We start from the raw sequence: 20,044 nt of genomic DNA on the forward strand, positions 1-20,044 counted from the left end.
GAATAAATCATCCATGAAACATTGGCCCGGGACTGCTTCTGCTTTCTGGCTGTTTTTCCTCCTGAACTGCCTTGTTCTTTTGGGTCCGGCCTGGACATCGATTCTGGATGCCCGCATGCCGGAGGCAGACATGGCCCGCCATCAGGAAAAGACATCCCACGGCTTCAACCTGGCTCTGGATCTCGGCAATGTGCAGACCCCGTGGATCCGGGCCAAATCCAGGGTGGAGCTGGAGGTCCGCTTGCTGGGCCGAAATATAAGTATCTCCAGGCTCTCCGGACAGTTGCGGGACGTCCGCGTCCGCCTGGACCAGGAATGGCGGCCTGTGCCGGACATCGACCTCCAGGCCAGGGGGAACCTGGATATACAGAACGCAACAATTGTTCTGGACCGCATGCAATGGTCCATCGGTTCCCGAGTCCTGGCCCGCGGGAGATTGGAGCACGGTCCTTCCGGGGGGAACGGGGCGGTTGATATCCGCCTGCGGCCCTTGTTGGGCTCCCTGGCCTCTGTGTGGCCCGGACTCAAGGCTGACCCTGGACAGATGCCGGATCCGGGGTCTCTGTCCATAGCCGGTGAATGGTCCGGGGACGCCAAGCAGCGGGTCAGGGCGAAAGCCCGCGGCCTTGAGCTGGCCGCCCTGGCCGAGGTCAGTCGGCTTGCAGGCTGGACAGTGCCCATCGGCGGGGATGCGCGCGGTACGCTGGATCTTGAGCTGACGGCCAGCAAGACCCGGGAGGGAGTTCATGCCCAGTGCTCTCTGGAGTTTCAGAATGCGGGCGGGGAAGCTTTGGACCAAGAAGTCATGGCAGCCGGCCTGCAGGGGAGACTGCAGGGCAGTCTGGATTGGACCTCCGTTCTTCAGGGCGCAGTCTCTTTGCATATTGAGCAGGGTGAAGCCCTCTGGGGGGCTCGCTATGTGGATCTGGGGCAGGCACCGGTCTCGATCCAGGCAAAAGGAAGGATCACCCAGGGCAGGGCGGCCATCCGGGACCTGCAGATTGAGGGAGGACGATTTTTCGATCTGCACGGACAGGCCAGGCTCCCCCTGAGCCGGGACCTCTCCGGTTGGGAGGTGCAGGTTGACCGCAGCAGTCTGTACCTGGCCGGTTTGAACCGGCATGTGCAGGGCATTGTACCTCAGGGCTGGCGGATGCTCGGCCGGCTGGAGTGGACTGGGGCCCTCACGGGTTCCAAAGACGGAGCTGTGCTGCACGGGGTGCTGCGGGGAAGCAAAATGGGGCTGGCCGGGCCGGACGGGAACATCCGCTTGAGCCGGTGGGATTTCGATCTGCCGGTGGCCTATCGGTTTGGAGAGGCCCCAAGAAGGGCGGCCCGGGACAGCCCCGAGTCCTGGGGGGTTCTCCGTCCGGGCCGGACACGGGTTGCCCATCGCAAATGGCACCTTTCTCCGGCCAGGGTCCGGGTGCAGGGTGAAACGCTGGAGGTCCATGGAGAGCCGGGAATGTGTGCCCCCGGGGCGGATGTCCGGCTGCGCGATGTCCGGCTGCATCTGCCCTGGAAGGGACAATGGCGGGCACGTGGAAGGCTGCATATCGCTGCTCTTCGTTCCGGACAGCTGCTCAAGGCGGTCCCTCAGGACGCGGCCAAGCTGCAAGGCAGTATGGTCTTTGCCGCCTCCGCCCGGGAGGTGCGCACCACGGGCACAATCCGGGGGACGGTTTTCGATGGAAGCCTGCGGATTGAAGAGTTGGGGGTCATCCGCCCTTTGAGTGCCAGCCGGATGGTTACCGGCAATATTCATGTTTCCGGCCTGGATCTGGAACCCCTGAGTCAGAGCCTGGAGGTGGGGCGGGTCACCGGAAGGATGGATATCGATGTGGATCGCCTGGGGATCGCCTATGGACAGCCGGTGCGGTTTCACCTGCGGGCCCGGTCCGTGGACGACCCCGATGTGTCCCGAAGAATCAGTCTGCAGGCGATTAACTCGCTGTCTATTATCGGGACAGGCCGCGGTCTATCCGGTGTGGGCATCAAGCTGTATGCCAATTTTTTCGAGCAGTTTCCCTATCAGCGGATCGGGCTTTCCTGTGTGCTGGCCAATGACGTGTTTTCCTTGAGCGGCCTGATAGCCGACGACGGGGTGGAATACATTGTCAAACGCGGGTTGACCGGGATCAATGTCATTAATACCAATCCGAACAATATGATCGCTTTTTCCGATATGCTCAAGCGGCTGGAACGGGTGTTTGCCCAATCTGAAAAATAAAACGGTTCTTGGACACAGAAAGTGGAATTGCCTCCATAAGAGTTTGCCGTCTCTTCTGTGTGCCGTGAGCGGCAGGCCCGCACATTTTCTTGGTCCCGCCAAAAGGGGGAAACCCGGCACTCACGTGTATGATAAGCTTTCGTCACACACAAAGCAGTGACCTGCACGTGAGTAGCCGGGAGGGGGCAGGGATCCCCCTTTGGCGGGGCTTAGAAAATACCGGGCCGAAAGTGGGCACACAGAAGAGATGGCAAACTCCAAAAATCCACAATCAACGTCGAAGAACCAATAAAAACCAGGAGTTTATATGAACAGGATGCATTCGGGATGGATGGTGGGGCTGGCCCTGCTTCTCGGTCTGGGGGCGTGCGTGACGGTGAACATTTACTTTCCGGCGGCTGAGGTGGAGAAGGCAGCGGAGAGGATTGTGGATGATGTCTACGGCCAGGACAGGAATGAGACCGGAGGCGGTGGCGGCGACCAGTCGGCCCTGCAGCGGTTCCTGGCCTGGCTGGGACCGGACACGGCCTGGGCCCAGGAAGTGACCTCAGTGAGCAATGCGGCCATTCGGGGGCTGAAGCAGACCATAGCCGACAATCACCAAAAGCTGCTGCCGTTTTATCGGCAGGGAGCAGTGGGCATTGACAAGGACGGATACCTGGAGATCAGAAACACGCAGGAGCTGAATCTGGGCCAGGTGGCCGCCCTGCGCAAGACAGTGGCCAAGGACAATGAGGCCAGACGCCAGCTGTACCGGGAGGTTGCCGCTGCCCTGCAGCTGGACCCATCCAACGTGTCCCGGGTGGAAGAGATCTTTGCCCGTCAGTGGCGGGAGAAGGCGTCAGCCGGGTGGTGGATTCAAAAGGACGATGGGAGCTGGAGCAGGAAGTAGGGTCAGTCTCCATGCCCGGAAGGGCTCACATAGGGTTGATCCGATCCCCCGTGGGTCCACTGGGCTTTGCCCTTGTGCACCAGACTGGTCACATACTTGGATACCTCGTTGTGATGCAGGCCGAAGATGGAGGCCAGGTCGTCCAGGGTGCAGGGGCGGCGGCTGATGGTCTGCAGTATGGCCTCTTCATTAGCCTCAAAGTGGGGGCTCTCATGCCGTATGCCGGACACGGCCAGCTCGGCGCACGGGGTGAACAGGTCCTGGGCCTGGGCGAGAACGTCCATGGGGACGGGACGGGCGCTGTCCTCGGCCGGAGGGCGTTCAACCGTGTTCAAGTGGATACGGTCCGGGGCTATCCGCCGGGCAATATCGGCCAGGTTCCGGAGCTGGGACTGTGCGTCACTGATCCCGTGCAGGAGGAAGACCTCCAAGATAAGCTGACCGGAGAACTCTTCCCGGAAACGGAGCTGGCCGCCGATGAACCCTGCAAAGTCGAGATCCGGATGGGGGCGGTTGATGCGGGCAAAGGATGCCTGATCCCAGGCGCAGAGGGAGGTTTTGACCATTGAGGCCCGGGCTGCGTCCCTGCGGACCTCCGGCAGGTGCAGCAGAGTGGCGTTGGTCAGAAGCAGGGACGGGATGTCTGTGTTTTGGGCGACGTACTCCAGGACCCGGCCGAAATGGGCATGCAGGGTTGGTTCGCCGGAGCCAGACAGGGTGAGGACATCCGCCCGGTTCCCGGCCCCGATCCATTGCTCAAGCTCTGCACGGACCGTGTCCACAGGGACATAGTCCTTTCTGTGCATGGTAGTGGCCGGAGTTCGGCCCAGTTGACAGAACAGACAGTTCAGGGTGCAGGTCTTGAACGGGACCAGATCGATGCCCAGGGAGCGGCCGAAGCGCCGGGAGGGAACGGGCCCGAACAAAGTGGTGTGTTTGTGCATGGAGACTCCATTTGGGTTTACAGCTCTGTCTGGAAGCTATGGACATGAATGTACAGGTTCTTTGACCCTGACTGTGGAATTTTGAAGTGTGCCGTATATGTTGTATGCCTTTGGGCGGGACCTAGAAAATACCGGGCCGAAAGCTTGGCCCACAAACACATACGGCAAACGCGCATGACCATGACTCCATATCTTGTGTCGACGATCCAATGTACACCTTCCGGCGGACAGAGGTAAAGGGCCCTATCATCCTAGGGCACTGGCGCCGTGTGTATTGACACATCAGGCCTTTTCAGGTTACAAAAAAAATATGGACATTACGTGCACCTGCATCGCATCTTTCGGGACAGCGTGGTCGTGGCGGCTGGCCGCCAACGGCCGAGGAAGGGGGGTGCGCTTGTAGTGCCAGAAACAGCCATAGGGTTCCTTCAAAGGCCGCAGACGCAAATCGTCTGCGGCCTTTTTGGTTTGCAACTGTCCACAGGAGGACGAAATCTGAACAGGAGAGACGCATGCAGACGCGAATCACGCTCCCCCAGTCGGATCTGCCCACCCATTGGTACAACGCGCTGCCCGATTTGCCCACTCCCCTGGCTCCGCCCCTGGATCCGCAGACCGGGGAAGCTCTGGACCCGCAACAGCTGGAAGCCATTTTCCCCCGGGGGCTGATCGAGCAGGAGCTGAGCTCAGAGCCCTTGATCCCCATTCCTGAGCCGGTCCAGGACATCTATCGCCTGTGGAGGCCGACACCTCTTATCCGGGCCGCCAGGCTGGAGAAGGCCATCGGGACATCCTGCCGGATTTACTTTAAGGACGAATCGGTTTCCCCCACCGGTTCGCATAAGCCGAACACAGCGGTCCCCCAAGCCTACTTCAACAAGGCGGAAGGCATTACCCGCCTGTCCACGGAAACCGGGGCCGGCCAATGGGGAACAGCTCTGTCCTTTGCCTGCCGGATGCTGGATATGCACTGCACTGTGTATATGGTCCGGATCAGCTTTGAACAAAAGCCTTACCGGCAGATCATCATCAAGTCCTACGGGGGCGAGATCTTCCCCTCTCCGTCCCGCAGGACCAAGAGCGGGTCTGCTGTGCTGGATCAGGACCCGGAGTGCAAGGGGAGCCTGGGGCTGGCCATTTCCGAGGCGGTTGAAGATGCGGCCACCAACCTCGGAACCAAGTATACCCTGGGCAGTGTGCTCAATCACGTGCTTTTGCACCAAACAATCATCGGTCTGGAAACCAGGCAGCAGCTGCAAGCAGTGGGGGAAAAGCCTGATTACCTCATCGGCTGTGTCGGCGGGGGGAGCAACTTCGCCGGATTGATGCTGCCCTTTCTGCCCTTGAAGCTGGCAGGAGAGGATATTACCTGTATTGCCGCTGAACCCAAGGCCTGCCCGTCATTGACCAGGGGGGCCTACAGGTATGATTTCGGGGACATGGCCAGGCTGACCCCCCTGATCAAGATGCACACCCTGGGGCACAGCTTTATGCCGGCGCCCATCCATGCCGGCGGACTCAGGTATCACGGAAACGCCCCGGTCCTGTGCAATCTGGTTGACGCCGGGGTGGTCCAGCCCAGGGCCTATTTTCAGAACGAATGCTTCGAGGCGGCCAGGCTTTTTCAGAATACTGAAGGCTTCCTGCCTGCCCCGGAGACCTCCCACGCCATCCGTGCGGCTATCGAAACAGCGGAGAAGGCCAGGCCGGGTTCAAGCATGGTCTTTCTGTATTCCGGACACGGGCTCCTGGATCTTGCGTCCTATGAGGCATATTTCCAAGGCAGGCTTGAGGATTATGAGCTTCCCCAGGGGGTTATTGATGAGGCCTTGACTTCCTGTCCGGAGTGGGAATAAGCCCGAAATGCCCACAGGGGGGTGGAGCTGGAAGGGCAGAACGGCTGGCGCCCCGGGCTGGGGCAAAGCGCCAGCCGAAGCGGGCCGGGGATTCGCGCATGAAGCAAGCGGGGATGTATTTCCCGCGCAGCTTCAGTGCAGGATGCAAAAAAGGAAACAACTGGCTCTTGGACACAAAAAGTGGAATTGCATCTATAAGAGATGGCAAACTCCAAGAATCCACAGGCTACGTCGAGGAACCAAACAACTTTTTGCCCTGATTAAGAAAGACAGCCGGGGGGATGTCTCCCCCGGCTGTCTCGGTGCTATCCTTCGTACTTGAAGGAGAGCCTGACCTTGGCCCGGTACAGAGACACCTTGCCAGATTCAACCTTCATATCCAGTTCCTTGACTTCCGCGATCCTGACTTCCCGAAGGGTCTTGGCTGCCGTCTCCACCGCTGTTTTTGCTGCCTCCTCCCACGACGTGGGGCTGGTTCCGACCAGATCGATGAATTTGTACACACTTCCGGCCATGGTCTACCTCCTTGGTTGAGGGATACGCACGGATCTTCACTTTTATGCGTATTGTATCTATAACCCGGCTGGAAAACGTATGTCAAACACCAGGCAAAGAGGAAATCCATGCAGCTGACGAATCGGGTCCGCAACGAGTTCTACAAATGCGATGTTCCGGACAACACTCTGGATCGAATCCAAAACGGCTTGGATCGTCTGGGGCTCGCCGCCCAGTATTCCGGGGTACAGGCCTCAAAGGGGTTGTACTGGGGGCGGGTATGGATCGAATCCCTGCATTTGATCTGTGAAGGCAAGGGAAAAAGCAGCAGGCTGGCCAAGACCAGCGCCTATGCCGAGCTTGCGGAACGGCTCAGCGCCGGCCTCTACTATCCGGCCTTCGAGGAACAGGTCAGGTTTCATCTTCCGGCCCTGTATGAGGCCAGGACCCGGGATTTTTTGAACTACGCCTGGATGGACGGGTATGTGCAGGGGCATCAGGACCACATCCAGGGACCGCTGATTCGAATCGAGGATCTGTTGTCCGGGCAGACCCATCTGAGGCCGGATCAGGTGCAGGAGATCAAGGACTCGGAGATGGCCGGGCACTGGGTGGACGGGTACTCACTGCTCCAGGAGCAGAAAGTCAAGGTTCCCATGAAGTTCGCGGCCTATATCCACGGAACCAACGGCATCGCGGCCGGAAACGTTTTGGAGGAGGCCCTGGTTCAGGCCGCCTGCGAGGTCTTTGAGCGTCATACCCAGATCCGGGTGGTCAGGGGGGAGGACCAGGTGCCGAGCATCGACCCGGAGTCCATTGAGGATGAGTCAGTCCATGAGATGCTCGCATTCTATGCGGCCAACAATGTTCAGGTCACCCTGAAGGACCTGTCCTTCGGCGGGCTTTTCCCCGTGCTTGCCGCGGTGTACACCAACCGCAACCTGCCCCCTGACCGGCTGGAATACAGGACGTTCATCCCCGGGGCCGCTTTTCACAGCCGGGAGGCCTTGAGTCGATGCTTTACCGAAGGGATTCAGGGCAAAAAGTCCCTGCAGGCGGTTCGGGCTCAGCTTGATCAGCCGGTTCGGCCCAAGTCCGAGGTCAATTCCTATTATCTGCTCATGAAATGCGGGGTTTCTCCCACAGACGTGTCTTTTCTGGATCGCGGGGAGATGTGCCAGTATCGGGAATGGAAGGCCCGGGACATGGCCGAGGAGCTGGCGTCTATTAAGGATATCTGCCGCCGGCTGGACACGGACTGCATTGTCCTTGATCACACCCATCCGGTTATCGGTTTTCCTGTGGTCCGGGTGATCATGCCCGGGATCTCGGATTTTTTGCCTTTCCTGCCCGGCGATGTCCTGACCAGCGAGCGGACCAAGCCGTCCACGGCCTGGAAAGGGGAGGAGTACAAGCGGATCGCGGCCAGTTTTTTCCACTCCGGGTCCGGGAACGCCGCCGGGTAAGAGGGCCTTCATCCTGTCCCAAGGAGATTATCATGTCCGATAAATATGAGGCGGTGCTTTTCGATCTGGACGGCACCCTGTTAAATACCATAGCCGATCTGACTGCGAGCATGAACGAGGTTCTCGAACAGCGGGGATGCCCGGTGCATTCTGAAGATGACTACCGGTATTTTGTCGGAGACGGGGTGCACATGCTGGCCGCCAGGGCCCTGCCGGGGCCTTTGCCCTCAGAAGCCGCTGTCCAAGAAGCGGTGCAGGCCTTTCGGCAGGTCTACAGCCGGCGGTGGCGGGAGACGACCAGACCCTATCCCGGAATCGAGGACCTGCTGCAGGCCCTGATGCACAAGGGTGTTCCCATGGGGGTGGTGAGCAACAAACCGCACGAACCCACCTTGGCCTGCATCCAGGCCTTCTTTCCCCATGTGCCTTTTGCCGTTGTTGCAGGGCAGACAGAGGATCTGCCTCCCAAGCCCGATCCGGCCGGCCTGCACGTAGCCCTTAAGGCCTGTGGGGCAGCTCCGGAACGCAGCCTGTACCTGGGCGACAGCAATATTGACATGCAGGCGGCGCGCCGGGCCGGGATGAAAGCTGTCGGGGCCGCATGGGGATTCCGGACCAGAGAGGAACTCGAAGAGCACGAGGCTTTTTATGTAGCTGCCCACCCCCTGGATGTGGTCAAGCTCATGGGGTAAAAGTGCTTCTGCTTTGGAGCCGGAGGACTCAGTTCCCCTCCATGATCTTCTTGGGGCAGGAAGGCTTGAGGTAGCACTCCTCGCAGTTGCTGCGAAAGGGCAGTCTGGTCAGCATTCCGTATTGGACGCTGAGCTGTCCGGAGTTGGAGAACTCAAGCCCGACTTCGGCCAGGGAGTTTTTCAGAATCTTGTTTGGTTCCGGAACCGGGGCGCAGGTTCCCAGGGAGGCCTCGGGAACTGCTTCCAGCAACGCGGCCATGAGCATGGCCTGGGCCACCAATGGGGCATTGTGCCCATGCTCAGTGCCGGACGATTGTTCCTGGTGCAGGGTGTTCTCAGCCTCCGGGGTGAGGTATATAAGGATGTAGCCCTTGTTCTGCCCCAGGCGGTAGGCCCGGAGATGGGTGAACAGCTTCTGCCACAGCTGCTCGATTTCCTGGGCCTGATCCCCGCTGATGCGGCGCTGGCCGGAGAGGATCATAAATGTCTCCAGGTCGAAATGGGGTGTGATCTGCACCGGGGAAAGGGGAAGCTTTTTCATAAACCAGGCTCGCGAATAAGGTTGTGATCGTTCAGGCCCCCTTCCCAAAGTTCAGGGGGCCTTGTCCAGTTTCTGTGTGGGCCTGCCGCTCACGGCACACAGAAGAGACGGCAAACTCTTATGTAGACAATTCCACGTTTTGTGTCGAAGAGCCAAAATAATCAAGCAGCCAGGATCAGGAGGCCTTCAGCGCCTAACTGGACAAGGCATCCTGAACAAATACATCAAGCTCGCATGTGCATTGGAATCGACCGTCATGGATACATGGCCTCAACCCTGGGGCTGCGCTCCTAAAATAAGGTCCTTGAGCCAGTCCGGTACCGGAATCGGCTTTCCCTCCGGGCCGATGCAGGCATGCTGGGTGTAGCCGGAGGTCATGAATGTATTGTTTGTTGTGGTGTTGTAGACTTCATAGTGAAAGGTCAGTGAGGCCCGGCCCCAGGACCCGATGCCGGTCCTGATCCGGATCAGATCTTCGAACCGGGCCGGTGCCCGGTAGCGGCAAAAGGCCTCCCGGACCGGCAGGCTGACCCCGCGGGCCTCTATCTCAGTATAGCTCATGCCCAGCTGGCGGATGAAGTGGCTTCTGGCCTGTTCAAACCAGTGCAGGTAGTTTCCGTAGTAGACCACCCCCATGGCGTCCGTTTCGCCAAAGGATACCTGGTGCGGCCACCAGATTTCCGGGCTGGGAAACGTGTCCTGTCTCATCCGTCCGCCTCCTGCATGCGGTCCAGGAGATAGGGAAGCAACAAATGCCCGGCCTCCAGGTGCACATCCCCTGCCGCGGCCGCCGCTTCGCTGAATCCCTCGTGGGCTCCGGATTGGATCTGCCTGCTGTCCAGAAAGCAGAAGGGCACCGGTTCTGTCGTATGGGTCCGGACCCCTACCGGGGTGAGGTGATCGCAGGCCATGCACACGGCGCCTTCCATCCGGGCCAGATCGAGCATAACCGGCCCGACGATGTGCTCGTCAAAGCGTTCGATGGCCTGGATCTTACAATCCAGATCTCCGGCATGGCCGCATTCATCCGGGCCCTCCAGGTGAACAAAGACAAAGTCGCCATGCTCCAGAAAGTTCAGTGCGGCCTGGACCTTGCCCTGGTAGTTGGTGTCCACCAGCCCGGTGGCTCCGGGAACGTCCAGGACGTCCATGCCCGCTGCCCGGCCCAGCCCCTTGATCAGGTCCACGGCTGAAATGACCGCGCCTCTGAGGCCGAAGGTGTGTGCAAAAGAGGGCAGAGCCAAAGGAGGGCCCTGGCCCCAGGGCCAGATGGCGTTCGCTTGGGTCTGGTTCCATGCCGAGGTCAGGATGGAGTGGGCCCGGTGGATCATGGAATCCAAGAGCGGACTGCGGGCATAAACCTCCAGGGCCGGAGCCAGAGGCGTGTTCAGGATGTCGTGGGGGGGCACGAGATCCAGCCCGGCTTCAAGGGTCCCGACTCCATCCGTGTGCTTGAGCAGGTGGCGATACTGAAATCCGGGGATGATCTGGACCTGGTCGGTGTCCAGTTCGGTGCGCAGGACCTGAAGCAGGTTCAGGGCCTCCTCGTTCTGGATGTGGCCGCCGCTGTGATCGAGCATGAGACCGGACGGGGAGAGCTCGGAGACTGTGCACAGATTCAGGCGGTAGATGAGATCCGAAGGTGCGCAGTCCAAGCCCTGGGCTGCGGCCTCGATGGGCCCCCGGCCGGTGTGATACCGTTTTGGGGCGTAGCCCATGATGGCCATGTTGGCGATATCCGAACCGGCCGGCATGCCCGAAGGGATGGTCCGGCAGGTGCCTACCGTACCCTGGGCTGCGGCTGCATCCATGTTCGGGGTCCGGGCCGCCTGCAGCGGAGTGCGGCCGTCCAGCTCTTGGGCCGGATAATCGCCCATGCCGTCGGCGATCAGGATCAGAAGCTTTCGGGGCATAGTGTCTCGCGGCCGGCTTTGGTCTGCCAAAGCCGGTGGGTTGTCGGGAAGTCTTTGATCCCAGTTTCTTGGCTACAGCAGCCGGTAATGCACAGTGGGGGCCTTGATGAAGTCCAGTCCGGAGATCTCGCGTACAGCAGAGTTGACGTCTTTGAGCTGGGCGGTGTGGGTCAAGAAGACAACCGGCACGGTCTGGCCGTTGGCTTCCTGTTTCTGGACCACCTGGGCGATGCTGATGTTGTGCTCGCCCATGATTCCGGACAAGACCGAAAGGACCCCTGGGCGGTCCTGGACCGTGAACCGGAAGTAATGCTTGGCCGAGGTGAGCTCCGGCGGGAGGATGGAGGCCTTGGGCATGGAGAGGTCCAGAAAGCCGGTGTTATTGTAAAATGCCTTGCGGTTGACCAGGGTCATGATATCGGCCAGAACAGCACTGCCCGTGGGCAGATCCCCGGCTCCCTGGCCGTAGAGCATAATCGGACCCACGGCATTGCCTTCGAGCAGAACGGCGTTAAACGGACCATCTACCTTGGCCAGCATGTGATCGGAACGGACCAGGGCCGGAAAGACCCCGGCCTGCAAGGATCCGGACTGTTCCTTGACCTGGGCGATGAGCTTGAGCACATAGCCGAAGTCCTTGGCCCGCAGGATGTCGTACTGATCAACATCTCGAATTCCATGCACCGGGAGCTCGTGCAGGGGGTAGTCCTGACCGTAGGCCAGACGGATGAGCACCGTCAGCTTGTGGGCTGCATCCAGGCCGTCGACGTCCAGGGCCGGATCCGCCTCGGCGTACCCTTTGTCCTGGGCCAGGGCCAGGGCCTGCTCATAGCCCAGCTGCTTGTGGGTCATTTCCGAAAGGATGAAGTTGGCCGTGCCGTTCAGGATCCCGGTCAGGGACTTGATCCGGTTCCCGGCCAAGCTTTCCTTCAGGGTCTGGACGATGGGGATGCCGCCGGCCACGCTGGCTTCATAATACAGCCCCAGATTCCTGGCTGCGGCCAGCTCGAAGAGCTCTGGGCCGTGCTCGGCCAGCAGGGCCTTGTTGGCCGTGACCACGGATTTCCCCGCCAGGAGGGAGTTCTTGATCAGTCTGTAGGCGTCGTCTTGGCCCCCGATAAGCTCGACGATGATGTCCAGCTCCGGGTCATGGACAAGATCCTCCATTCTGGCGGTAAAGGTTGTGTCTGCATCCGGAAGGCTGGACCTGGACTTTTGCAGATCCCGGACCAGTATGGTCTTCACTGTCAGCTCCGCGCCCAGACGCTTGGTGATCCAGCTCCGGTTGCTCTCCAGGATCTGGAGCAGCCCGCTGCCAACTGTGCCGAATCCGGCGAGTCCAATGCGGATACCCGTATCCTCCATGTATTACCTCACGACCTTTTTCAGGCCTCGAATGGCCTGATTGGTGCGGTGTCGATTCTCAACCAGGGCGAAACGGACGTACTGATCCCCGAAGTGGCCGAAGCCCAGTCCGGGGGAAACTGCCACCTTGGCCTCCCGGAGCAGCAGCTTGGAAAACTCGACTGAGCCCATGTCCTGAAACTGCTCCGGTATCTTGGCCCACACAAACATTGTTGCCTTGGGCGGCTGAACCGGCCATCCGATGCGGTTTAGCCCGCTGATCAGGCTGTCCCGCCGGGACTGATACTCGTCCACGATCTCCTGCACGCAGTCCTGAGACTCGTTTAAGGCCACAATGGACGCGATTTGAATAGGCTGGAAAATGCCATAGTCCAAATAGCTCTTGAGCCGGGTCAGGGCATGGACGATATCCGGGTTCCCGGAGCAGAATCCCACCCGCCAGCCGGCCATGGAATAGCTTTTGGACATGGAGAAGAACTCCACGCCCACATCCTTGGCGCCTTCGGCCTGCAGAAAGCTGGGCGGGGTGTAGCCGTCAAAGCCCAGATCGGCATAGGCCAGATCGTGAATCACCCAGATGTTGTGTTCCTTGGCGAAGTCGACGATTTTTTGGAAAAACTGCAGATCGACCACCGCTGTGGTCGGATTGTGGGGAAAGGAGAGGATCAGCAGCTTGGGCTGGGGCCAGGTCTGCTGGGTTGCAGACAGCAGGTCCTGAAAGAAGTCCCGATCCACCCCGATGGGTATGCGCCGGACGTCCGCGCCGGCGATGATCGCGCTGTAGGTATGGATGGGGTAGGTTGGGTCCGGGACAAAGACCACGTCCCCCGGGCTGAGCATGGCCAGCGCCAAGTGGGAGAGACCTTCCTTGGCCCCGATAGTGACCACGGTTTCCCGCTCCGGATCGAGGTCCACATCGTATCTGCGGGCGTACCAGTCGGTGATGGCCCGGCGCAGATTGGGCAGCCCCCTGGAAGCGGAATAGCGGTGATTGACAGCTTTTGGCGCGGCTTCCATCAGCTTATCCACGATATGCCGGGGAGTGGGAATGTCCGGGTTGCCCATTCCCAGGTCGACGATATCGTCGCCTTTGCGCCGAAGCTCCATCTTCAGATCGTTGACCACTGCGAAGACATATGGAGGTAGCCGCTGCATGCGGGGGAACTGGTGCATAGTGAACTCCCCTGGAAATTAGGACGGATGTGAACTGATCATTGTAGTGGACTGCACGCTGCATCTCAGTGCGTCCAGCCGCGCACGCTCCTTCCCGCATGCATCAGGGTCTGCGGGCAAAGGCTTGATCGTTTGTAGCGACGATGCCTGGCTTGTGTCAATCAGATATCGGTACTCCGAGGCTGTCTGTGGATGTGCAGAGTCCGCCGGTTCTTTTGTGTGCCTCTTTTTGGCAGGGAGCCAGTACTGAGACGGTCCGGCGTTGACTTTTTTTTCAGACTGCTTACAGATTGTGTGATTCGGTGAAGGTGCAATCTTCCGCAATCCGGGAGATGGCGTGTCTGGTTGCAGTTTTGAAATCGGTTCGGAGTTGGGGATATGGCCAAACATACAATGGACCCATGGCTGGAGATTCAGGGAATGAAAAAAAGGATGGACAAGCTGATGGATGATGTGCGGGAACGTTTCGACGCCCGGCAGACGGACAGGGACCGCACTGCATTGTGGCAACCGGTCACGGACGCATTCGAAACTCCGGAAAGCTATGTGGTTCAAGTCGAATTGGCGGGGATGGACCGGGACCAGATCAATCTGGAGATAAAGGACCGTGAGCTCTATGTTTACGGGGAGCGGCGGATGCTTAAGGATGCCCATGGAAGCCGGTATCAGGTCCTGGAACGATCCTACGGGCCTTTTGCCCGGCGTTTCGCCCTGCCCAAGCTGGCAGATCCGGAAAGGATCCAGGCCACCTTTGTCAACGGGCTGTTGACTGTGACCATCGGCAAGATGGATGCCGGCGACAGGAAGCAGCGGATTGAAGTTGTGGATGAGGAGTAAGCCGGCCCGGCCTGCCGGGCCGCTCAGAGAATAAAAAACAGGATGCACCGCACGGTGTGTGCAGGAGTGATCACGATGACCAATCAACTCAAGACTGGATTGCTGCTGGGACTGCTCACAGCAATCATTTTGCTTTTCGGCCAGATGCTCGGCGGTCAGGGAGGACTTGTCCTGGCCTTCATTATTGCCATTGCCATGAACGTGGGCAGCTACTGGTACTCGGATCGCATTGTGCTTTCCATGTACAAGGCCAAGGAGGTCAGCCCCTCCGATGCGCCCAGGCTGCACGAGATCGTGGCCGAGCTCGCGCAGCGGGCTGGAGTGCCCAAGCCGAGGGTTTTCATCATTCCCCAGGAGGCGCCCAATGCCTTTGCCACCGGACGAACGCCCAAGCAGGGAGTGGTCGCGGTCACCAAAGGGATCATGCAGCTTTTGACCATGGAAGAGCTCAAAGGCGTATTGGCCCACGAAATGGGGCATATCCGCAACCGGGACATCCTGATCCAGACTGTGGCCGCAACCCTGGCCGGCGTGATCATGTTTGTCTCCAACATGCTGCAATGGGCGGCTATCTTCGGCATGGGCGGAAATGACGAGGAGGGCGGAGGCAACCCCCTGGTGGCCATCGTCATGGCCATTGTCGCCCCCATCGCCGCCATGCTGATTCAAATGGCCATTTCCCGCTCCCGGGAGTACCTGGCCGACCAGACCGGGGCTCAGCTGGCCGGAGACCCGCGATCCCTGGCCAGCGCCCTGGAAAAGCTCGACGCCTACAGCAGGCGGATTCCCATGCAAAGCGGGACACCGGCCACGGCCCATATGTTCATAGTCAATCCCTTCAGCGGAGGGAGTATGGCCCATCTGTTCAGCACCCATCCCCCGGTTCAGGAGCGAATTCAAAGACTGCGGGCCATGTCCGGTCAGGGAGGGCAGGGCGGTTAAGCACAGCGAAACAACCTGTACCGCAGGCTTCTTTGGGGATACCAGCCCAAGACCACACAAGGCACGTTCCGGACGGAACGTGCCTTTTCTTTTTCCACCGGGAGGCGAATTCCGGCCTGTGAGCTTCTCTTGACATTGAGCGAAACTTAGGGCTATGAATTCAACCGTTTTGTATGTCTGTTTTCAGCCGCGCCTAGCAGAGCCGAAAGCCCATGGCCGAGGGGGCAAGTCAGCCCCGGGACATGCATGCCGGTTCGTGAAAAAAATAACGTTCAGAATCTCGGCGCTCCCTGCGCCAAGAATGGCCTGATGAAGGAAGACGACCCACAATGGCCGCTCGAGACCAAGAATTCACCGCTCTTTTGGAAAGAAACCGCAAGCAGATCGTAAAGGCCTGGCTTCAGGGCGTGGTGAATACCTACCCTCCCAAGACATCCGAGTTCCTGACGTCCCAAAAGGACCAGTTCGCCAACCCCATCGGAGCAAACCTGGCCCGGGATTTGGACAGCATCTTTACCCAGCTCCTGCAGGAGCAGAGCTCAGATGCTCTGTACACAGCAGTGGATGGGATCATCCGGGTCAGGGCGGTGCAGGATTTTACTCCCTCCGCAGCTGTGGGGTGTTTTCTGCAGCTGAAGAACATCGTCCGCCAAGTCGTGGGTACCCAGATCCGGGATCAGGACCTGCTGCACGAGCTGGCAGGATTTGACGCCAAGATCGACCAATTGATGCTCACGGCTTTTGAAGCCTTCGTCCACTGCCGGGAAAAAATTTGGGAGCTTAAAGCAAAAGAGGCGCAGCACAGGACCAAAAATCTGCTGCGCAAGAAAGCAGGCGTTGACTGGACCGTTTCAGATTCGCCGGATCCCGTTACGTAAGGGCTGGTTGATGGAAACGCTAAGGACAAACAGGAAGCGAGGTTAGCCACTATGAACGTTCTCTACTCCCTGCTTTTAGTTCTGGCTCTGGTAGTTATTCCCCTTATCGGGGCCGGAGCCCTGGGTTGGCACACCCTGTTCGGTGTGTTCATCCCTCTGTTTGCTGTGGTGGTTTTTTTGGTCGGGTTTGTCTATCGAATTTTGGACTGGGGACGTTCAGCGGTTCCCTTTCGGATTCCGACAACCGGTGGACAACAAGAAACCATGCCCTGGATTAAGCAATCGAAACTGGACAATCCTTCAACCACAGCCGGAACCGTCGGACGGATGGCCCTGGAAATCCTTCTTTTCAGGTCCCTGTTTCGGAACACGCAAACACAGCTTTCCCAAGGCCCCAAACTCAGTTATGGCTCATCAAAATGGCTGTGGCTGGGGGCTATCGCCTTCCATTATTCGTTTTTTATCATTGTGGCTCGGCATATGCGTTTTTTCACCGAGCCAATACCCATGCCCTTTGAATGGTTGGACAAGCTGGACGGGATACTCCAAATCGGTGTTCCCACCCTGTACCTGACCGAGATTGTCATTCTTGCGGCTTTGGCCTATCTTTTCCTGCGCCGGGTGGTGGTTCCCCAACTGCGGTATATTTCCCTGCCCGCAGATTATTTCCCTCTTTTTCTGATTCTGGCTATTGTGATTTCCGGAATCCTCATGCGCTACTTTATCCGAACTGATGTTATGGATATCAAGACCTTGACCATGGGGTTGGCTACGCTCAATTTTTCTGTTCCTGAAGGTATTGGAGTCATCTTTTACATTCACATGTTTCTCGTCTCTGCTTTGCTGGTATATTTTCCTATGAGCAAGCTTATGCACCTGGGCGGGGTGTTTTTGAGCCCAACCCGCAATCTGGCCAATAACAACCGGATGCAGCGACATATCAATCCCTGGAATCATCCGGTGAAGGTCCATACATATCAAGAATGGGAAGACGAATACCGCGAACAGATGAAAGAAGCAGGCCTTCCAGTGGAAAAGGAGTAGAGTATGTCCAAATTGCCAGCAGCCGATACACTCGCAGCGAGTATTGATTACACTCCGCCGCGCAAGCCGTGGATGGAAGTTCCGGCAGAATTCCGGCCTGGGGTATATAGTTATCCGGCCAATCCCAAAAATCTTAAGATCCTGGATTTTCCCAATCCCAGGCAATGGGCCCCTGAGGACGACGATTGGAAACTGCCTGAGAATTGGCAAGAGATTATTTATGAGGGTTTTAAGGAGCGGTTGCACAAGTATCGTTCGTTAAAGGTCTTTATGGATGTGTGTGTCCGGTGCGGGGCATGTGCAGACAAATGTCATTATTTCATAGGCTCCGGTGACCCTAAAAACATGCCGGTGTTGCGGGCTGAATTGCTGCGTTCCGTATATCGCCGGGACTTCACCATGGCCGGCAAGATACTCAAGTCCTTGAGCGGATCCCGGGAGCTGACAGAAGATGTGATCAAAGAATGGTTCATGTATTTCTATCAGTGCTCGGAATGCCGGCGTTGCTCTCTGTTTTGTCCCTATGGCATTGACACGGCTGAAATAACTATGATGGGCCGGGAACTGCTCAATCTCTTGGGATTGAACATCAACTGGGTCATGGAGCCGGTGGCCAACTGTTTCAGAGTAGGAAACCATTTGGGCATTCCTCCGCACACTTTTAAGGATATTGTTGACTTCATGTGCGAGGATATTGAGGACATTACCGGGGTTAAGATCGATCCGCCCATCAATAAAAAGGGAGCAGAGATCTTATTTGTTACTCCGTCTGGTGACTATTTTGCTGACCCGGGCACCTATACCTTCATGGGTTATTTGATGCTCTTTCATGAGCTGGGCCTGGATTATACAATGAGTGCATATGCGTCGGAAGGGGGGAATTTTGGACTCTTCACTTCGGCCGAAGCCATGAAACGCCTTAATGCCAAAATCTACGCCGAAGCCAAACGCTTGGGGGTGAAATGGATTTTGGGCGGTGAGTGCGGTCATATGTGGCGGGTTATCAACCAGTATATGGACACCATGAATGGTCCGGCCGATTTTTTGGATGTGCCCAGAAATCCGTTGACCGGGACTGTATTTTCCAATGCCCGGTCCACAAAGATGGTCCATATCACCGAATTCACCGCCGATCTGATCAAAAATAAGGTGTTAAATCTTGATCCAAGCCGCAACGATAACTTGAATGTCACCTACCATGACTCCTGCAATCCGTCGCGGGCCATGGGGCTTCTGGAAGAGCCGCGGTACGTGATCAAAAACGTGTGCAACAACTTTTATGAAATGCCGGAGCAGACTATCCGGGAGCAGACGTTTTGCTGTGGATCCGGGTCCGGACTGAATAATGAGGAATTTATGGAGATGCGCATGCGCGGGGGGATGCCCCGGGCTAATGCTGTCAAACACGTGCAAGAACAGTATGGAGTGAACATGCTCTCCTGCATCTGCGCCATTGACCGAGCTGCTCTGCCGCCTTTGATGGAGTACTGGGTCCCAGGAGTCGATGTCACTGGTGTGCACGAGCTGGTGGCCAATGCCTTGGTCATGCGCGGCGAAAAGGAACGAGAGACCGACCTGCGCGGTGAACCCTTGCCAGGGAAGGAGGGGTAAGCGATGTACGACAGTGGTAAGATCCTCACCGGATTGATCATTTTCCTCTTATTGATCACCTTTCCCTTCTGGTACAACCTGGGACAGGCTTCATACGAACCCCCAGATTTAGTTCTTCCGGAGGACTCTCAGCAATGTATTGAGCCTACTCAATGGATGCGGACCAATCACATGGAGCTCTTGAATACGTGGCGGGACATGTCTGTCCGAGAAGGCTTGACCACGTTTGTGAGCACCTCCGGAGAAAGTATGGAGATCAGCTTGCAGAAAACCTGCATGGACTGCCATACGGATAAGGTCAATTTTTGCGACGAGTGCCACAACAAAGCGGCTGTGAGCCCATATTGCTGGGACTGTCACATAGCGCCTGAGGAGGTCGCCAATGGACAATAACAGGAGAACATTTCTCAAAATTGCCGGGATCAGTGCTGCCTTGGGCCTGAGTGGCGGCATTCCCCTGTCTTTGCAGGCCTATACCCCTGCAGATGTCGAATATGTGCCGACAAAAGGTCAGATCACTGGAAAGCGCTGGGGCATGGTCATCGATACCCGGAAGTTCACCAAGCCGGAAGATTTCCAAAGGGTCATCGAAGCTTGCCACCAAACGCACAATGTTCCGGACATCCAAGGGAATGAAGAAATCAAGTGGATATGGACTGATCATTTCGAGCAAGTTTTTCCCAGTAGTTCGAATCCGTATCTGGCTGAGCGTTATGAACAGCAAGATTTTCTTTTGTTATGCAATCATTGCAATAACCCCCCCTGTGTTCGGGTATGTCCGACCAAGGCCACATTTCAGCGGGCAGACGGTATCATCATGATGGATTTTCACAGGTGCATCGGGTGCAGGTACTGCATGGCCGGGTGTCCCTATGGATCACGCAGCTTCAATTTCAGCGATCCAAAGCCTTATGTGCAAAATTTGAATCCCGATTTTCCCGCCAGGATGCGGGGGGTGGTCGAAAAATGCACTTTTTGTGCCGCTCGACTGGAGCAGGGACAGATGCCCGCCTGCGTCGAGGCCTCAAATGGGGGCCTCATCTTTGGTGATCTCTCTGACCCGGATTCTGAGATCCGCAAGGTCCTGCGGGAGAATTTTACTGTTCGGCGCAAAGTTGAGCTGGGCACCAATCCTTGTGTTTTCTACATAGTTTAGGGGGCGGAT

The 20,044-nt window shown here is 57.8% G+C and carries 19 protein-coding genes; 12 read left to right on the plus strand and 7 right to left on the minus strand.

Annotated features, from left to right (window positions below):
• Window positions 1-13: 13 nt before the first annotated feature.
• Together N902_RS0104840 and N902_RS0104845 are read left to right on the plus strand one after the other, a co-directional pair.
• Window positions 14-2,230, plus strand: a complete 2,217-nt coding sequence (locus N902_RS0104840) for a translocation/assembly module TamB domain-containing protein (protein WP_027370011.1) — start codon at window positions 14-16, stop codon at window positions 2,228-2,230.
• 307 nt (window positions 2,231-2,537) lie between these two features.
• Window positions 2,538-3,122 (plus strand): DUF1318 domain-containing protein, encoded by a 585-nt coding sequence (locus N902_RS0104845; protein WP_244147371.1) that lies wholly within the window; start codon window positions 2,538-2,540, stop codon window positions 3,120-3,122.
• Window positions 3,123-3,124: 2 nt separating this feature from the next.
• Here the strand turns inward: N902_RS0104845 and N902_RS16475 are convergent, their stop codons facing one another.
• Window positions 3,125-4,066, minus strand: coding sequence for a radical SAM protein (locus N902_RS16475; RefSeq protein WP_051564311.1), 942 nt, complete (start codon window positions 4,064-4,066; stop codon window positions 3,125-3,127).
• 512 nt (window positions 4,067-4,578) lie between these two features.
• Between N902_RS16475 and N902_RS0104855 the strand changes: the two genes are divergently transcribed.
• Window positions 4,579-5,922, plus strand: a complete 1,344-nt coding sequence (locus tag N902_RS0104855) for a TrpB-like pyridoxal phosphate-dependent enzyme (RefSeq protein WP_027370013.1) — start codon at window positions 4,579-4,581, stop codon at window positions 5,920-5,922.
• 305 nt (window positions 5,923-6,227) lie between these two features.
• Here N902_RS0104855 and N902_RS0104860 read toward each other — a convergent pair whose 3' ends face one another.
• The gene (locus tag N902_RS0104860; protein ID WP_027370014.1) at window positions 6,228-6,437 is read right to left on the minus strand and encodes a dodecin family protein; all 210 of its coding nucleotides are present in this window, start codon (window positions 6,435-6,437) and stop codon (window positions 6,228-6,230) included.
• Window positions 6,438-6,545: 108 nt separating this feature from the next.
• On the opposite strand from N902_RS0104860, the gene N902_RS0104865 reads away from it, so the two are divergent.
• Entirely contained in the window at window positions 6,546-7,883 is a 1,338-nt protein-coding gene (locus tag N902_RS0104865; RefSeq protein WP_027370015.1) for a YcaO-like family protein, read from the plus strand.
• 32 nt (window positions 7,884-7,915) lie between these two features.
• Window positions 7,916-8,575 carry an HAD family hydrolase gene (locus N902_RS0104870; protein ID WP_027370016.1) on the plus strand — a complete coding sequence of 220 codons (660 nt, stop codon included), beginning with the start codon at window positions 7,916-7,918 and terminating at the stop codon, window positions 8,573-8,575.
• A gap of 28 nt (window positions 8,576-8,603) precedes the next feature.
• On the opposite strand, the gene N902_RS0104875 is transcribed toward N902_RS0104870, so the two are convergent.
• The 5 genes from N902_RS0104875 to N902_RS0104895 form a co-directional block, all read right to left on the minus strand.
• On the minus strand, window positions 8,604-9,116 hold the full coding sequence (locus N902_RS0104875; protein WP_027370017.1) for a hypothetical protein: 513 nt from the start codon (window positions 9,114-9,116) through the stop codon (window positions 8,604-8,606).
• A 270-nt stretch (window positions 9,117-9,386) separates the two neighbouring features.
• A complete protein-coding gene (locus N902_RS0104880; protein WP_027370018.1) occupies window positions 9,387-9,824 on the minus strand; it encodes an acyl-CoA thioesterase in 438 nt (145 codons plus the stop codon).
• Complete coding sequence (locus N902_RS0104885) at window positions 9,821-11,029, minus strand: cofactor-independent phosphoglycerate mutase (RefSeq protein WP_027370019.1); 1,209 nt, start codon at window positions 11,027-11,029, stop codon at window positions 9,821-9,823. The genes N902_RS0104880 and N902_RS0104885 overlap by 4 nt, the downstream gene beginning before the upstream one ends.
• 72 nt (window positions 11,030-11,101) lie before the next feature.
• Window positions 11,102-12,394 (minus strand): homoserine dehydrogenase, encoded by a 1,293-nt coding sequence (locus N902_RS0104890; RefSeq protein ID WP_027370020.1) that lies wholly within the window; start codon window positions 12,392-12,394, stop codon window positions 11,102-11,104.
• A gap of 3 nt (window positions 12,395-12,397) precedes the next feature.
• Complete coding sequence (locus tag N902_RS0104895) at window positions 12,398-13,567, minus strand: aminotransferase class I/II-fold pyridoxal phosphate-dependent enzyme (protein ID WP_027370021.1); 1,170 nt, start codon at window positions 13,565-13,567, stop codon at window positions 12,398-12,400.
• 378 nt (window positions 13,568-13,945) lie between these two features.
• On the opposite strand from N902_RS0104895, the gene N902_RS16480 reads away from it, so the two are divergent.
• The 7 genes from N902_RS16480 to dsrO all read left to right on the plus strand — a co-directional run bounded on the left by N902_RS16480 (window position 13,946) and on the right by dsrO (window position 20,035).
• Window positions 13,946-14,404, plus strand: coding sequence for an Hsp20/alpha crystallin family protein (locus tag N902_RS16480; protein WP_051564313.1), 459 nt, complete (start codon window positions 13,946-13,948; stop codon window positions 14,402-14,404).
• A gap of 75 nt (window positions 14,405-14,479) precedes the next feature.
• Window positions 14,480-15,346 (plus strand): zinc metalloprotease HtpX, encoded by an 867-nt coding sequence (htpX, locus tag N902_RS0104905; protein ID WP_027370022.1) that lies wholly within the window; start codon window positions 14,480-14,482, stop codon window positions 15,344-15,346.
• Between the two features lie 329 nt (window positions 15,347-15,675).
• Window positions 15,676-16,224, plus strand: a complete 549-nt coding sequence (locus tag N902_RS16485) for an RsbRD N-terminal domain-containing protein (protein WP_051564315.1) — start codon at window positions 15,676-15,678, stop codon at window positions 16,222-16,224.
• A gap of 51 nt (window positions 16,225-16,275) precedes the next feature.
• Window positions 16,276-17,268, plus strand: coding sequence for a sulfate reduction electron transfer complex DsrMKJOP subunit DsrM (dsrM, locus tag N902_RS0104915; RefSeq protein ID WP_027370023.1), 993 nt, complete (start codon window positions 16,276-16,278; stop codon window positions 17,266-17,268).
• A gap of 3 nt (window positions 17,269-17,271) precedes the next feature.
• Entirely contained in the window at window positions 17,272-18,879 is a 1,608-nt protein-coding gene (dsrK, locus tag N902_RS0104920) for a sulfate reduction electron transfer complex DsrMKJOP subunit DsrK (protein WP_027370024.1), read from the plus strand.
• Between the two features lie 3 nt (window positions 18,880-18,882).
• On the plus strand, window positions 18,883-19,272 hold the full coding sequence (gene dsrJ / locus N902_RS0104925) for a sulfate reduction electron transfer complex DsrMKJOP subunit DsrJ (protein ID WP_027370025.1): 390 nt from the start codon (window positions 18,883-18,885) through the stop codon (window positions 19,270-19,272).
• Entirely contained in the window at window positions 19,262-20,035 is a 774-nt protein-coding gene (gene dsrO, locus N902_RS0104930; protein WP_027370026.1) for a sulfate reduction electron transfer complex DsrMKJOP subunit DsrO, read from the plus strand. Before dsrJ ends, dsrO begins: the two co-directional genes overlap by 11 nt.
• Window positions 20,036-20,044 lie beyond the last annotated feature (9 nt).

Origin of the sequence: Desulfovermiculus halophilus DSM 18834 (assembly GCF_000620765.1) — a bacterium.
GTDB classification, from domain to species: Bacteria; Desulfobacterota; Desulfovibrionia; order Desulfovibrionales; family Desulfothermaceae; genus Desulfovermiculus; species Desulfovermiculus halophilus.

Bases quoted from the DNA above. Each gene is read 5' to 3' on its own strand.
- N902_RS16485 (WP_051564315.1), top strand. From the start codon at position 15,676: ATGGCCGCTCGAGACCAAGAATTCACCGCTCTTTTGGAAAGAAACCGC.
- N902_RS0104870 (WP_027370016.1), top strand. From the start codon at position 7,916: ATGTCCGATAAATATGAGGCGGTGCTTTTCGATCTGGACGGCACCCTG.
- N902_RS0104885 (WP_027370019.1), bottom strand. From the start codon at position 11,029: ATGCCCCGAAAGCTTCTGATCCTGATCGCCGACGGCATGGGCGATTAT.
- dsrK (WP_027370024.1), top strand. From the start codon at position 17,272: ATGTCCAAATTGCCAGCAGCCGATACACTCGCAGCGAGTATTGATTAC.
- N902_RS0104860 (WP_027370014.1), bottom strand. From the start codon at position 6,437: ATGGCCGGAAGTGTGTACAAATTCATCGATCTGGTCGGAACCAGCCCC.
- dsrO (WP_027370026.1), top strand. From the start codon at position 19,262: ATGGACAATAACAGGAGAACATTTCTCAAAATTGCCGGGATCAGTGCT.
- N902_RS0104895 (WP_027370021.1), bottom strand. From the start codon at position 13,567: ATGCACCAGTTCCCCCGCATGCAGCGGCTACCTCCATATGTCTTCGCA.
- N902_RS0104875 (WP_027370017.1), bottom strand. From the start codon at position 9,116: ATGAAAAAGCTTCCCCTTTCCCCGGTGCAGATCACACCCCATTTCGAC.
- N902_RS0104840 (WP_027370011.1), top strand. From the start codon at position 14: ATGAAACATTGGCCCGGGACTGCTTCTGCTTTCTGGCTGTTTTTCCTC.
- N902_RS0104880 (WP_027370018.1), bottom strand. From the start codon at position 9,824: ATGAGACAGGACACGTTTCCCAGCCCGGAAATCTGGTGGCCGCACCAG.
- N902_RS16475 (WP_051564311.1), bottom strand. From the start codon at position 4,066: ATGCACAAACACACCACTTTGTTCGGGCCCGTTCCCTCCCGGCGCTTC.
- N902_RS16480 (WP_051564313.1), top strand. From the start codon at position 13,946: ATGGCCAAACATACAATGGACCCATGGCTGGAGATTCAGGGAATGAAA.
- N902_RS0104855 (WP_027370013.1), top strand. From the start codon at position 4,579: ATGCAGACGCGAATCACGCTCCCCCAGTCGGATCTGCCCACCCATTGG.
- N902_RS0104865 (WP_027370015.1), top strand. From the start codon at position 6,546: ATGCAGCTGACGAATCGGGTCCGCAACGAGTTCTACAAATGCGATGTT.
- N902_RS0104890 (WP_027370020.1), bottom strand. From the start codon at position 12,394: ATGGAGGATACGGGTATCCGCATTGGACTCGCCGGATTCGGCACAGTT.
- N902_RS0104845 (WP_244147371.1), top strand. From the start codon at position 2,538: ATGAACAGGATGCATTCGGGATGGATGGTGGGGCTGGCCCTGCTTCTC.
- dsrM (WP_027370023.1), top strand. From the start codon at position 16,276: ATGAACGTTCTCTACTCCCTGCTTTTAGTTCTGGCTCTGGTAGTTATT.
- htpX (WP_027370022.1), top strand. From the start codon at position 14,480: ATGACCAATCAACTCAAGACTGGATTGCTGCTGGGACTGCTCACAGCA.
- dsrJ (WP_027370025.1), top strand. From the start codon at position 18,883: ATGTACGACAGTGGTAAGATCCTCACCGGATTGATCATTTTCCTCTTA.